General features: G+C 36.4%; 11 protein-coding genes. 6 read left to right on the forward strand and 5 right to left on the reverse strand.

The genetic code is table 11. From position 1 onward, the window contains the following. Positions 1-10: 10 nt before the first annotated feature. Genes IPM14_03785 through IPM14_03795 form a run of 3 tightly spaced genes read left to right on the forward strand, consistent with a single transcriptional unit; the run spans position 11 to position 3,024 of the window. Complete coding sequence (locus IPM14_03785) at positions 11-838, forward strand: hypothetical protein (protein MBK9097239.1); 828 nt, start codon at positions 11-13, stop codon at positions 836-838. After that, the gene (locus tag IPM14_03790; GenBank protein ID MBK9097240.1) at positions 839-1,990 is read left to right on the forward strand and encodes a hypothetical protein; all 1,152 of its coding nucleotides are present in this window, start codon (positions 839-841) and stop codon (positions 1,988-1,990) included. Positions 1,991-2,022: 32 nt separating this feature from the next. Further along, positions 2,023-3,024: a hypothetical protein gene (locus IPM14_03795; protein MBK9097241.1), complete on the forward strand. Its 1,002-nt coding sequence runs from the start codon at positions 2,023-2,025 to the stop codon at positions 3,022-3,024. A gap of 8 nt (positions 3,025-3,032) precedes the next feature. On the opposite strand, the gene IPM14_03800 is transcribed toward IPM14_03795, so the two are convergent. From IPM14_03800 to IPM14_03810, 3 genes are all read right to left on the reverse strand, one after another. Continuing rightward, positions 3,033-3,995, reverse strand: a complete 963-nt coding sequence (locus IPM14_03800) for a hypothetical protein (GenBank protein ID MBK9097242.1) — start codon at positions 3,993-3,995, stop codon at positions 3,033-3,035. Beyond that, positions 3,995-5,110: a DUF1624 domain-containing protein gene (locus IPM14_03805; GenBank protein MBK9097243.1), complete on the reverse strand. Its 1,116-nt coding sequence runs from the start codon at positions 5,108-5,110 to the stop codon at positions 3,995-3,997. The genes IPM14_03800 and IPM14_03805 overlap by 1 nt, the downstream gene beginning before the upstream one ends. A 162-nt stretch (positions 5,111-5,272) precedes the next feature. Further along, the gene (locus IPM14_03810) at positions 5,273-5,545 is read right to left on the reverse strand and encodes a hypothetical protein (protein MBK9097244.1); all 273 of its coding nucleotides are present in this window, start codon (positions 5,543-5,545) and stop codon (positions 5,273-5,275) included. A 330-nt stretch (positions 5,546-5,875) separates the two neighbouring features. On the opposite strand from IPM14_03810, the gene nifJ reads away from it, so the two are divergent. From nifJ to IPM14_03825, 3 genes are all read left to right on the forward strand, one after another. Beyond that, complete coding sequence (gene nifJ, locus IPM14_03815; protein MBK9097245.1) at positions 5,876-9,481, forward strand: pyruvate:ferredoxin (flavodoxin) oxidoreductase; 3,606 nt, start codon at positions 5,876-5,878, stop codon at positions 9,479-9,481. 23 nt (positions 9,482-9,504) lie between these two features. Beyond that, complete coding sequence (locus tag IPM14_03820) at positions 9,505-10,494, forward strand: dihydroorotate dehydrogenase-like protein (protein MBK9097246.1); 990 nt, start codon at positions 9,505-9,507, stop codon at positions 10,492-10,494. Positions 10,495-10,662: 168 nt separating this feature from the next. After that, positions 10,663-11,808, forward strand: coding sequence for a metallophosphoesterase (locus IPM14_03825; GenBank protein ID MBK9097247.1), 1,146 nt, complete (start codon positions 10,663-10,665; stop codon positions 11,806-11,808). 62 nt (positions 11,809-11,870) lie between these two features. Here IPM14_03825 and IPM14_03830 read toward each other — a convergent pair whose 3' ends face one another. Together IPM14_03830 and IPM14_03835 are read right to left on the reverse strand one after the other, a co-directional pair. Next, complete coding sequence (locus tag IPM14_03830; GenBank protein MBK9097248.1) at positions 11,871-12,752, reverse strand: outer membrane beta-barrel protein; 882 nt, start codon at positions 12,750-12,752, stop codon at positions 11,871-11,873. A gap of 117 nt (positions 12,753-12,869) precedes the next feature. Continuing rightward, entirely contained in the window at positions 12,870-15,320 is a 2,451-nt protein-coding gene (locus tag IPM14_03835) for a sigma 54-interacting transcriptional regulator (protein MBK9097249.1), read from the reverse strand. Positions 15,321-15,391 lie beyond the last annotated feature (71 nt).

Raw genomic sequence — 15,391 nt, forward strand, 5'->3', positions numbered from 1 at the left:
TAAAACGAAAGTGCTTATTCCAAAAAATGCAAGCGGTTCGGTTACACTAATTGTATCAGGGAAAAGTTATAAATATTATCCCTTGTCAAATGATGAAGCAGTTGTGCTTACTACCAGAGGTCCGGGGAAATTAAAAATTATTACACGTGGTCAGTTAATCAATACAAACGTAAATAATGTGGATTATAATGTTTATTACAGAATTAACGGGGGCAGCAAGATTAAAGTTGATTTTAACAATGTCAGAGTTGACGATAAATCTGAATTTAAAGATGCGTCGAAGGGTTTACCGACAATCGGCGAAAACATTATAATTGAATTATCACGTGGTGAGAATTCCATTGAACTATGGAGTGGTTCGGGACATCTCAAAATACTGACCCGTTCTTTATTTACAGAGACTAAAGAGAAAAAAGTTGACTGGGTATCACTGTCACCAATGTACCCAAACCAACCTGTGAGTCTTGTAACTAATGAAGATGTTGTTACATATTACCGGTTCTCAGCAAGCAAGCCATTAAAGGTCAGAGTTACAGGTCCAACCACATTAAGAGTATTAAATCGAATCGAGTTTGATTATAAAATGAAAGGTTTGCTAAACTATCGTGTGGAAATCAAAGAGGATAAAAAACTAAAGAATACTTTTATGTTATGTGCCAATGCATCAGATGTGAGCAGGTACAGAAAAGAAAAGAAAAAAACTCCTGGCAAAGCAAAAGAAATTGTTATCAATGTGCCTTCAGGAACACACATTTATGAAATTATCACTTTGGATAATTATCAGATATTAGGCAGAATTTTATTTCCCAAAACAGACATTAAATTAGAAAGTAATTAATTGTTAATTAAACCTGACATAAATAGTATTGCCAAGTACGGTATTATTCTAATTGGCTGTTTGATTTTCCTGTCGAGTTTGAATAATGAACTATATGGGCAAAAGAAGAAAAAAACAGAGAAGAAAATTAATAAGTGGTCGCTCAGTCTTTCAGTAAGGCCGTATTACGATAGCAACATTCTGAAATATTCTGAAAAATATATTGACAGATTCAAGAATAGGGAAGACGAAGGAAGATTCCATATTGAAACAGTAGATGACCTGGTCTGGAGCTACTCAATTGGAGTTACATTTACAGATAACATTATCGGGAAATTAAGAACAATACTTGGTGCCGGTTTTGATTCCGATGCTTATACGCTTAATTCAATTAAAACCTGGGAAACATACAACATTTTTCTTCGCCAGTATTTTTCGGCATCGACATCCTTCTCAGCATCATATTCTTACATACCCGGCTTCTATGTGCGCCACTTCCGAGATGAAGACTGGGTATTCTATTATGGCTTCGTACCGGAAACATTCAGACCATATATTTTTTCCAAAGATGATTTCAGCTTCTGGCTTCAGCATATCTTCGATTGGAAAACTACAAGAGCCCGCATTTATTTTGCGTATGATCGATACTATCTTGATGAATCAAATACCGAATATGACAGCCACGATTATATATATGGCTTCCGGATTTATCAATCGTTGTTTAATAATGTGGATTTAAATTTTGGTTATCTCTATTCAACCTCAGATGCAAAAGGTTACGATGAACCCGGTGAGACAAAAGAAGACTCTGACGATTCTGATGCAACTAATTTCGAGCATGCCTATTATGCTGGTATTGGCTATGCACTGCCTAAGATTTTTTCACGTAACAATGACATCAGCGTTGATGTTCAATACTTAAGAGCTTTTTATACAACTGATCATTTTCTGGAATTAGATCCTCTGCACGCCGGTCGTTACGATTATAATTATCGTGTTTTTGTCAATTATAATATTGACGTTATTGAAAACCTCACAGCGACTGCTTTTTATCATTGGTTTAAAAGAGAATCCAGTTCCGCTGCAGAGGAGAATAAGGAATATGTATCTGACGAAAAAGATTACACACAATATCGTGTGGGAATAAATTTTAATTATGTACTTAATTTTTAATAGAAATAAAACTACTAATGGAAAGAATTATTATGAGAAAAATTTATACTGCAACACTGTTTTTAATTGTAGTGTTTATAGCTGCTTGTGGTACACCTAATGATCCGGAATCAATTATTGGCGGAGACGGCGGATACAAAGTTGTGAGCAAGTTTGCTACTTCAGGATATGCGCAGGATGTTATACTGAAAGACTCTTTGGTATACTTATCGCAAGGACAGGGCGGAATAATCATAATTAATATTTCTGATCCACAAGAACCACAGTTTGTGTCGGAGTTGATTTATGGTTTGAGAGGGTACTCATACAAATTAGCTAATAAAGACAGTGTAATCTATCTTGCAGCTGGAGCTTTTGGAGTTAGTATCGTAAATGTTTCGGATCCGGTGCACCCTATAATTACTCCGGAAATTCGTGCTATCGCTCCTGCAAAAAATTTCCATATTATGGGCGATTATTTGTTCACAGCAGTCAGTGAAGAAGGTGTTAATATTACAAAAATAGATGCGCCTACATATCCGGATTTTAGGCAAACATTTTTCGTGCCCGGTTATGCACAGGCTGTTTGCACTTCAGCTGATAGTAATTTTCTGTTTATCGCTTGCGGGGAAGTTGGTTTCACAATTTTTGATATATCAGATTTTCAGGATGGTTATAATATCTACCCATTAGTTGACTTGCTTGACACACCCGGTTTTGCTGAAGATGTAACAATTCATCCGGACCTTCCGGTTGCGTTCATGGCTTGTGGAACCGGCGGTCTTGTTATCGTTGATTATTCTGACACTGCGGATGTGAAAATAACCAGCATATATGCTTCGGGAGGATATGCTAAAGAAGTCATTTATGATGATAATAAAGTCTATCTGACTACGGAATTAAGAGGGCTTCAGATTTTTGATGTGTCTAATTTGTATTCACCTGTTCGGGTTGGTACTGTTCAGACAAAATATACGATGGCCGTGACACTTGATGACAAATACGTTTATGTAGCTGATGAGCAGGAAGGACTGATAATTATATCAAAGCCCTGAGAAAATTTTTATTGCTTGATAATGAGTTCAAATTTCTTCTCGGCAATTATTTTTTTCTTATAGATCAACCTTACTTCGTAGATACCGGGTTTACGCTTCTCTGGCGAAATTGAAATTGAGTTTGTAAGTGTAAATATCGGACTGCTTGTTGTGTATACTATTCTTTTTTTATAAAATGATTTTCCGTCTGGACCAATCCATTCAAAATAGAATTTCATTTGTTCGTTTGTTTTAACATCCGACTTGTTGAAGTTGACAACGGCTTTTACTTTTGCTTTTTCATTTATTGTGAACTCAGTACCGGCCCCAATCGGCTTGCCTGTCTTCTTGCTTATCTTCCTGCATAATATAATTTCTGCCGAGATTTGTTCAGCTGCTTTTTTAACTTTTTGAATCTTCTTCTTTGAATCTTTTTTGGCTGACTGCTTTGTACTGGATTTGATTTTTTCCTTATTGATTTCTGAATAAGCTGCTGAATCCAGAAGCTGAAATTTTTTTTCTGCAATCAATTCGCGGAACATATAAAGACGAACGGTGTAATTTCCCTGTGATCTTTTTTGTGGGGAAATTGAAATAGAACTGGTTATTGCAGATATTGAATCCTCCGGTGCGATATCAATTTGCTTCCGGTAAAACGAATTTCCTTCCGAATCGATCCAATCGATATGAAACATTAATTCTCTATCTTTTGAAAAATTGTTTTCAATGATTGCATATAATTTTGCTTTTTCATCAAGTTTGAAGATTGTTCCTGGTTTAATTGGTTTACCGGTTTTTTTGCTGATTTTATTTGCGAGTAGTATACCATTGAAATTTTCTTTTCCAATGGTTGATTGGTAGTAACGAGTTGAATCGGCAAGAACAACTGGTTTGCTTTCTCTTTTTGAACACCCCGATGCAAAAATCAGAAAAATAGTTACAAGGCAAGAGAGAATAATTGTAAAATACTTTTTTGTCGAATTATTCTTCATCAGATCAATTTTATAAAATAATTAGTGCTTCGTTGTTTAACTCTACCAAACCATTTTGCAAGCGGCAGCATAATTACCAGCATAATTACAAATCCGATCAGAGTCTCTGTTACCTGACCTTCCCGGTAGTAGATATCAATCCTTTTGGAAAATATTCCAAGTAATGCAATGTGAACACAATAGAAGAAAAGAGGTACTTTGCCAACAACCGAAAGAATATTTAACAATCTCGGGAAAATATTATTGATAAAAATAATTACTCCAACACCAACAACGACCCATCCGAAAAACCAGAGATGATGATAAAGACTTGGCGGGTATTTTTGATCGAAGAAAAATGAGAAGGAACCGAAATCCGAAAAAGAAAAAATATTACCGAAACCTCTTTCCATACGTATAAATGTTGCAATTATTATCGAAGCAAATCCGATAGCAAGGCTATAAATTATTTTTTCTTTATCCGAACGCCAGCCTTTTAACCAGCCAGTTGCCATCACTGAACCTAACGCTGCTAATGCAAACCAGGGTAGTATCGGGTATTTATTAAAATCACCTGAATCGATAAACGTCTGCATAAGAACCTGCTGCCAGTAGACTTCAGGGTTGTAGCTAATCTTTAAGAGGAATGGATAAATTATCAATGTTAACAATGCAACACCAAGACGTATTTGCCATTTCATATTTACAAGGAAAGTAAGGATTATCATGGAAAATCCTATTGTAGAAATTATACCAAGGTGAGCCGGTTTAAAAGATGCGAATCCGCTCCAGGAAGAATTCACCCAGGTAACCTGAACAAGAACAAGAAATAGTCCGCGCTGAATTAAATGCCACTTAGCATTCCAATCTGAATTTTCTTTTTGAATTCTTTTTTGGTATGCCCACCAAACCATTGCGCCATTCATCATGAGAAAACCAGGTGCGCAGATGTAACCAATGTATCTAAGAATAAATTGTTCAAAGTTCGGAGCCAATGGGTCGGCGGGGTCAAGGTGTAACCAAATAGAGTTGAAGTAGTAGGAACTGTGTCCAAGAAGCATCAGGATGCCAACAAATCCACGAAATTGGTCAATAAAGTCAAATCGTTTTTTTGAAGAACTGTTTTTTTCAGTCAAAGAAATTTTCTTATCCCCGGATGATGATGAGTAATTTCAACTTAGAGAACAAATCTTTTCAGATTTTTATAAGATCAACAAGTAAACTTACAGAATGCTTTTCAAAAATAAATAAAAAAAGAGGGCGTAGAGCCCTCAAATAATCCATCAAACCAGCTTGGATTAAGAATATGTTCCGCCCATTCCACTAAACATAGCAGATATAAAAGCCCAGAACATTGCTATGAATATAATGAACAGTACGATGCCGATTGCGTACCAAATTAATGTTGCAATAGCCCAGTTCTTTTTACTTGGATTCGTGCCATCTCCAAAAGCCCATACAAATAACATAATCAAACCTATTAATGGCAGAGCGGTGATTAGGATGGTTACCATCCATTCACCTATTGAAACGTCTTGTCTAAAAGATCCCGGTAAGTTCTGTTGATCCATACATTCTCCTGATATGTTGATGAATTGTAATTAGAAATTTTCTTGACAGCAAGATGAAATTGCTTTGCTAATATACTAATTATTAACAAATGATTATTGAATAACAAAGAAGCCTACTTCAGGACGTATAGTGGATAATTATGTTTAAACCTAATTAGATAACAGGCATTCTTAAAAGTGGGAAATGATATTTAGATATATGGTTCAATTTCCACTTTTGAAAAAAAAACACTTTATAATACGATAAATAAACACATTTAGCTGGTATAATAGTTGGGATTGAGGCATTGTCAAATTTCCTCGCTTAATAACAAATATAACGGAAAAGAAATGAACAGGAACAAAGTAACAATTGATGGAAACGAAGCCGCTGCGTATACAGCTTTTCATACAAATGAAGTAATAGCAATTTACCCGATTACACCTTCATCAAATATGGGTGAGCATTGTGATGATTGGGCAGCGGTTGGTAAGAAAAATATATGGGGAATAGTACCTTCAGTAAGTGAACTTCAGAGTGAAGGTGGTGCGTCAGGAAGCGTACACGGTGCCTTACAGAGTGGTGCATTAACAACAACCTTTACAGCTTCGCAGGGATTGCTGTTGATGATTCCAAATATGTACAAAATTGCAGGTGAATTAACTTCAACGGTATTTCATGTATCTGCAAGAACTGTTGCAGCGCATGCACTCTCGATATTCGGCGATCACAGCGATGTGATGGCAACAAGACAAACAGGTTTTGCACTTCTGTCTTCAAATAATCCGCAGGAAGTGATGGACTTTGCTTTAATTGCACAGGCTGCAACACTTAATGCACGTATTCCTTTCCTCCATTTCTTTGATGGTTTCCGTACGTCGCACGAAGTTATGAAGATTGAACAGCTTACTACAGATGATATGCATGCAATGATTGATGATGAACTCATAATTGCCCACAGGAAGAGAGCACTCACTCCAGATAATCCGGTACTCAGAGGAACTGCGCAGAATCCAGATGTATTTTTCCAGGCGAGAGAAACTGTAAATCCATTCTACGTTGCTTGTCCTGATCAGGTTCAAAAGCAGATGGATAAATTTGCTAAGCTTGTCGGCAGACAGTATCATTTGTTTGATTATGTCGGTGCGAAAGATGCAGAAAGAATAATTGTAATGATGGGTTCCGGTGCTGATGCTGCAGAGGAAACAGTAAAGTATCTGAATGAACATGGAGAAAAGGTTGGTTTGATAAAAGTACGATTATACAGACCTTTCTCAATTGATCATTTTATTAATTCCTTGCCAAAAACTGTAAAAGCAATTTCAGTATTGGATAGAACAAAAGAACCCGGCGCTTCAGGTGAACCTCTTTACCTTGATATTGTTAATGCTATTTCCGAAAAATATTTGGCAGGCGAACTGAATTTCAATTATCCAAAAATTGTTGGAGGAAGATATGGTCTTTCCTCAAAAGAGTTCACCCCTGCAATGATTAAAGCTGTATTTGATAATCTCAAATCAGATAAACCTAAAAACCACTTTACTGTTGGCATCAAAGAAGACGTAACAAACTCAAGTCTTGATTTTGATCCGAACTTTTCAGTTGAGGCAAAAGAAACTTTCCGGGGAAAATTTTATGGATTAGGTGCTGATGGAACAGTTGGAGCTAACAAAAACTCAATAAAAATTATTGGAGAAGGAACAGATTATTTTGCTCAGGGTTATTTTGTTTACGATTCAAAGAAATCCGGCTCGATGACTATCTCACATTTACGATTTGGTCCAAAGGAAATCAAATCAACCTATCTCATTAATAAAGCAAACTTCATTGCCTGTCATCAGCAGGTATTTCTTGAGAAGCTAGATATGCTGAGAGAAGCAATGGAAGGTTCGACATTTTTATTGAACACCAAAGTATCGAAAGAGCATGTTTGGGATTCGTTGCCGGAAAAAGTACAGAAAGATCTTATCCAGAGAAAAATGAAGTTCTTCATCATCGATGCTTATAAAGTTGCCGATGAAACCGGAATGGGAGTAAGAATTAATACCATTATGCAGACCTGCTTCTTTGCAATCTCAAACATCTTTCCAAAAGATGAAGCAATTAAGTTGATTAAAGATTCAATTAAGAAAACTTACGGTGCAAAAGGCGACAAGATAGTTCAAATGAATTTTGATGCTGTCGATAAAACACTAGCAAATCTATTTGAGGTTTCTGTTCCTGATAAAGTTACGAGCAAAATAAAGATTCAGCCTCCTGTCAGCGAAAACGCTCCTCAATTTGTAAAAGATGTAACTGCAAAGATTATCGGATTTGAAGGTGATGATATACCGGTAAGTAAATTTCCTGTCGACGGAACATTTCCACTTTCAACTACAAAATGGGAAAAAAGAAACATCGCACTGGAAGTTCCTGTTTGGGATACTGAAGTGTGCATTCAATGTAACAAATGCGTTATTGTTTGTCCGCATGCTACAATCCGTGCAAAAGTTTTCGATGAACAGTATATTAAAAATGCGCCGCCGACATTTAAGTACACAAAATTCAAATCAAAAGATTACGGCGACAATATGTACTATTCTCTGCAGGTAGCTGTTGAAGATTGTACCGGCTGCGAACTTTGTGTGGATGTTTGTCCTGCAAAGAACAAAAAGGAAACTCGCCTTAAAGCAATCAATATGGCAGAGCAGATTCCGCTTCGTGAACAGGAAAGAGTTAACTGGGATTATTTCCTCTCGATTCCGGATATTGACAGAAAGAAAATCAATGTTACGAAAGTAAAAGATTCACAATTTCTTGAACCATTGTTTGAATTTTCTGGCGCTTGTTCAGGATGCGGTGAAACTCCATATGTTAAACTTGTAAGCCAGCTTTTTGTTGATAGAACCCTTATAGCAAATGCAACAGGATGTTCATCAATTTACGGCGGTAATTTACCAACTACTCCATGGGCAGCTAATCACGAAGGAAGAGGGCCTGCCTGGTCAAACTCGCTTTTTGAGGACAATGCTGAGTTTGGGTTTGGATTCAGATTAGCAATTGACAAACACAAGGCACAGGCAAAAACGATCCTCTCAAAATATGCCAATGACTTAGGTGGTGATCTCGTTAATGAAATTATTAATTCAAACCAAAAAGATGAAGCTGAAATTTATGAACAGCGGGAAAGAGTCAAGATTCTGAAAAAGAAACTTGACGATATGATCAAAACCGGTTCGAATGGAAAGACAAATGATCTGAAACATCTTCTGAGCCTTGCAGATTATTTAGTTAAAAAATCAGTATGGATAATGGGCGGCGATGGATGGGCTTACGATATCGGATACGGTGGACTGGATCACGTTCTCGCATCAGGAAAGAATGTTAACATTTTAGTACTCGATACTGAAGTTTATTCAAACACTGGAGGACAATGTTCGAAGGCAACACAACGTGGCGCCGTTGCTAAATTTGCAGCTGCCGGTAAACCTGCTGCTAAAAAAGATCTTGGCTTGATGGCGATGACTTATGGAAATGTTTATGTAGCGAAAGTTGCAATGGGTGCAAACGATCAGCATACTTTAAGAGCATTCCTTGAAGCAGAAGCATACGACGGTCCTTCGATCATTATCGCTTACAGTCATTGTATAGCTCACGGAATTAACATGGGAAAGGGAATGCAGAATCAAAAAGCTGCTGTTGACTCCGGTTACTGGCATCTATACAGATATCATCCTGATCTAGCAAAAGAAGGTAAGAATCCATTCAAGCTTGATTCAAAGGATCCAAAGATTCCGGTTAAAGATTTTACCTACATGGAAACCAGATTTAAGATGCTCACAAAATCTCATCCAAAGATTGCTGAGCAATTAATGAAAGAAGCACAGGAAGACGTAACTAACAAGTGGAAAGAGTACGTAAGATTGGCTTCCTGGGATCCGGGAAATGGTAAAGCTGAACAACAGAAAACAGATTGAAACTATAAACCAAAGGTCTAATAATGAATTTATCAACAACATATTTAGGATTAAAACTTAAATCACCGATTGTTCCTTCTGCAGGTCCATTGTCCCAGGAGATATCAAACATAAAACAGATGGAAGATGCGGGTGCTGGAGCTGTTGTTCTTTATTCTCTATTTGAAGAACAGCTTGAGCATGAATCATTAGAGCTTTACCATCACACGGAAGTTTCGGGCGAAAGTTTTGCTGAGGCGACAAGTTATTTTCCTGAACCGTTTGATTATAAGATGGGTCCCGAGGAATATCTGAATCATATCAGGAAAGCAAAAGAAGCTGTCGAGATTCCAATCATAGCAAGTTTAAATGGAAAATCTCTCGGCGGATGGATCGATTATGCAAAACAAATTGAACAGGCCGGAGCTGATGGTCTTGAGCTGAACATTTATTTTCTTGCTACAGATCTAGATCAGAAAAGTGAAGAGCTCGAAAAGAAATATGTTCATATTGTTAAAAGAGTAAAATCGGAAATTAAAATACCAATTGCAGTAAAGATGCATCCTTTCTTTAGCTCAGTGTCTCATATGGCAAAAGAGTTAAGCAATGCAGGTGCAGATGGATTAGTTCTGTTTAACAGGTTTTATCAGCCGGATATAAATCTTGAAACTCTTGAAGTAGAACCAAATGTAATATTGAGTACGCCATTTGCAATGCGACTGCCTTTAAGGTGGATTGCAATCCTTTACGGAAGAACAAATGCTGACCTCGCTGCAACAAGCGGTATATACACTGCAGAAGATGTAATCAAAATGATTATGGCTGGTGCAAAAGTAACCCAGATGCTTTCCTGCTTATTAAAGTTTGGGATCGGGCACATTGCCGATGTTACTTCCAAAATGAAAATGTGGATGGAAGAAAAAGAATATGAATCCGTTGACCAGATGCGCGGAAGTATGAGCTATCTGAATGTTGATGACCCGGCAAAGTTTGAACGTGCAAATTATATGAAGGTTTTACACTCTTATAAATAACTTCATAGCCTCCTTACCATTGCGGGCAAATAGCTGTCCTCTGATTACTGTCCTGTTAATTTTTGTCCGCAGTGGTTTTTTGTTTCACATCACAACCAATATTTCTATTATTCACCATTTGAACCAATAAGCCTATTTTAATGTTTATTCAATAAATTATTAGGCAAAATGGCTTTATTCTTCACAATATTCTTTACGATTTACACCGCCCTTAATTATTACATTTTTATAAGGGGCTGGCAGGCATTAGCATCGTACTCTTATCTGCGACCTTATTATTTGGCTGTATTTATACTGGTCGCTTACGGTTATGTATTCTCAAAGCTGCTTTACAAGTTTTTACCTCCAATAATTTATGATATCTGGCTTGGAGTTGGGGCAATCTGGTTTGCGTTTCTTGTTTATTTCATACTTACATTATTATTCATCGATCTTGTGAGGTTGCTCGATTCCTGGTTTCATTTTCTTCCGGCATCTATTCAGAATAATTATGAGCAGACGAAAAAGACTACAGCCCTGGTAGTTATTGCTGTAGTCGGTTTGATTGTATTTCTCGGAAACTTGAATAAGAGAGATATCACAGTCAAAACTCTCGAATTGCAATTTCCAAAAGGTGATGGAAAATTATCAGAGATCAACATTGTTGCTGCTTCTGATTTGCACCTTTCTCCGATTGATGGCGAAAGATTATTATCGAAAATAATTGATAAAATGAATTCACTTAATCCTGATATTGTTCTTTTAGCAGGAGATATTGTTGATGACAAAGCTGAAATACTTGACCAAAGAAAAATTGGTGAATCATTCCGGAGATTAAATCCGAAGTATGGTGTTTACAATATAAATGGCAATCATGAGTTTATTAATGAAGTGGAAGCATCAGTAGAATATGCAGAGCATCTCGGAATAAAAGTTCTTCGTGATGAATATGTTCTGGTTGACAGCAGCTTTTATATTATCGGAAGGGAAGATGTTGTGATGAAACAATTCACGGGTAAGGAAAGAAAGTCACTTGAACAGATAATGCGCACTATTAATTTTGCTTATCCCAAAATTCTTTTAGATCATACACCTGTTAAACTAGAGCAAGCTGAAAAGATCGGAATTGATTTACAGCTTTCAGGTCACACACATCACGGACAAATCTGGCCGCTTAACATTATCACAAATATGATTTATGAAGTTAGCTGGGGTTATAAGAAAAAAGGAAATACCCATTATTATGTTACATCAGGTGCAGGAACGTGGGGACCACCGGTTCGTACTGGAAGCAAGTCTGAGATTGTGAATATTAAAGTAAAATTCGAAAAATAACTTAGCGTCTTTGCGACTTAGCGCGAAACGATATCACGCAAAGCCGCAAAGACATCCAAGAGTTAAAATGTAAACGTCACACCAAACTTAAAGTTATCCATTGCAATTGGCGGTGCACTTGGGAAAGGCCAGTTCATTTTTTCCTGTCTTAATTCATATAAACCATATCCCAAAGCACTCTTTAATACAAAGAATACAATTGGTCCAGCAGATGGAGATGACTTAAATATTTCTTTTATAAACACATCGAGCACACCGTTGGCTGCAGCTTCTATGACCGCACTTCCTGCCCATTTCCAGAACAAATGTCGTTCAAACACAATTGATCTTTCATACCCGGCATCGATAGAGATTAGATCTGTTGCCTGGATACGAATTCCTGATTCAATGCTGGAGCCAAAACGAAATGATTCATCGTAGAGTTCTTTTATCCTTTCGTCATTCGGACTGAGTGTATCATCAGAAAAGTCGAGATTTGTCCATGTTAATGAGGAAGTGTAATATGGGCTTATCGAAGAAGATTCTCCAAGTCTGTAACCGTAACCGTCTGACCAACCTGCACCAAACTGCCAGTTACTTGTTACAATTGCAGAATCATTATCGGTACCGCCTGCAAGATCGGTTGTATTGCGGTTCAGAAATAAATAATTGAATGAATTCTTATTGATGTAATCTGCATACTTTGAAATTTTACTGTGAGTGTAACCAAGCTTTAATTCAATAAGACTGTTATCTGCGAACGGTGCATCGACATCTGTCCGCGAAATATCAGATAAGCCATAGTTTAATGAAATTGCCGGTCTCTTATTATGCCAGTCTGTCCACTCATCGAACTCATCCCATTCCCATTTCCATGTTTCCTCGGTTTCCGTTGAATCCTGTGCAAAGAGTGGTAATGCAAAAAGAACAATTAGATAAAATACTGTAGTGCTTAGAAGTTTCATTGCTGCTCCGAAATTTGTTTATAATCTATGCTCAAAAATAATTGATGTATCGAACTCTTCTAAAATAAATTAAATGAACGGCTTAATATTTAGACAAAGTTCCTGCTGAAAGGTTACTCAAAGCTTATGTTCAATCGTATTTTGAATGACTTTATCAAGATATGTATGAAATTTTGATGGCAGGTTTTTATACTTTGATGTAAATTTATTCTTAACCGACTCAAAATTCTTTTCTCCAAATTTAATAACATCACTTTCAATATTATCAATGAACTTACGCAATTTGGTGCGAACTCGTTCATTTATTTCTTCATCATCGGATTCAGAAATTTTCTTAACTGCTTTATCTATATCGAACCCGCTTTCAACCAATGATTTAAATAAAGTACCTCTGAGATTTTCTGAAATCAATGTTCTGTTAACATTGCCAAGCTCTTTGGCAGTTTCAACTATGGATGAATGAGAAAATTTTTTACTTCTTAAAGATTCAAGCACGATGTCATCAAAGTTATAACTCGATTCTTTGACAATTTCTTCAGGCAGATCTTTAAGTTGTAGCAGCTTACGATTTTCAGATTTTGCAAAAATAATCGCTCTCTTCATCACAGATTCGAGTTCTCTTACATTTCCTTTCCAGTTGTATTCGTTCAGCGCCTGTAATGCAGATATTGAAATATGCATTCCTTCCGCTTCAGCATCGATAAAACTTTTTGCTAATGCATTAATATCTTCTTTACGTTCTTTTAAAGGAGGAAGTTCAATGTTTATAACGTTCAGCCTGTAATAGAGATCCTCTCGGAATTTTTTCTCTTTTACCAATTCCGAAAGATTTTTATTTGTAGCTGCAACAATTCTGACGTCAACAAATTTTGGTTTTGTTGATCCTACTTTCTCAATTTCACCGGATTGCAGTACCCGGAGTATCTTTACTTGAAAGTTTTCAGTTGTCTCACCAATTTCGTCAAGAAAAATTGTCCCCTGATCAGCTTGTTCAAATCTACCTAGTCTGTCGGATATTGCATGTGTAAATGCACCTTTCTCGTATCCGAATAATTCACTTTCCAGCAAACTATCAGTTAATGCAGCACAATTAACAGAAATAAAATTATTCTCGTTTCTTTTACTTGATGCATGTATTGCTTTAGCGACGAGTTCTTTACCGGTTCCGCTTTCACCGGTAATTAAAATTGTCGAATCTGTTGGTGCCGCTTTTTTTACAAGTTCAACTACCTGCGCCATTAATCGCGAAGAGTAGATCATTCCATAAAAATTTTCAATCTTATTGCTGATTGTAATTACAGCCTCTGAACGATCATCCTCATTGCCTTTTAACTTTTTAATATCATTTTGAAGTAAATCAATTTTCTGCTGAAGCTGTGTGGATTCCTTTCCGGTTTCCCGGATTTCAGATTGAAGCCGAAGCAGCTCATTCTCTTTAAGGTTTAGTAAATTTTTAAGTGCAGTAGATTCATCGAGAGCACCTTTTAATAACTCTTTTCCCCGGACAAAGTAAATTGCTGAATCTGCTAATATCAACGATAGGAACGGTATTACAAAAAAGGAAACCGATATCTTATAATTCAATAATCCAGTGAGTATAAAAGATAAAATCAATAATATGGATCCGGTGATTAAATAAATGGCGATAATATTTTTTTTAGTAGAAATTCTGAAGAGAACAAAGCCCAGCATTATGATAAAAAAGACAACTATAGAGTAATTATAAAAACTTCCATCTATATCACGAGAATTCAGAATGTTATCAATGGCAAAAGCATGAAGTGCTAATCCAGGTACATCATCATCAAATGGAGTCTGAAGTGAAATTGCTATTTGTGGATCACTTATTCCGATAATAACAATTTTATCTTTGAAGAAGTTTAGTTCCTCACTTTGTTTATACACAAGTTCAGCAAATTCAAGCGAAGAGTATCTTTTTATCTTATTCCATGAAGAAACAAAATTTACAATCAGACCATCTTTCTTTACTTCAGTGTCAGCGAGTTGCAAAGCAAAAGCTCTTTCCGTCAAGCTATAATTAATAATTCTAAGTGGAATATAATAGTCTTCTTCCTGTATAAAATTTATGTGACCTGTTGGTAATTTTTCATTCAGCAGTTTAGGACTTGGATAACTTAATGAATCAGTTATGAACTGATTGTTTCGTTCCACTATGCTGCCCGCTAAAGAGCTTAAAACTACATTACCGGATTTTTCTATTTCTTTCAGAAGCAGATTATCATATACGGATTGTGTCACTAATCGTGAGCTGAGGAAAACCTCAAGCCCAATTTTTTTAACCTCAAGATTTGTGAGCTGATTTATCAGGAGAGCATAGTAGTTCCTTTTTATCGGCCATGGACCAATGCGTGCAATATCCTCTTCAGAAAAATGGATGATAATAATGTTCGTGTCAGGTTCTAATTGTCCTCTTGTTCGGACGAATAAACTTTCAATTTCATTGTCTATATTTTTTCTGAGATCATAAGCAAGGAATAAGATAAGGCTTATAATGACTAGAACAGCAATTCTGATCAAGAAGGAATTTTTATCTTTGATTTGCAGCAATTCTTATTGTTTTAAAATTCTATGCGAAATATAAATAACTGATAATTCTTATCTGTATCAATATTACGTTT

It is taken from the genome of bacterium (assembly GCA_016716565.1).
In the GTDB taxonomy this organism is placed as follows: Bacteria; Bacteroidota; Ignavibacteria; order Ignavibacteriales; family Ignavibacteriaceae; genus IGN2.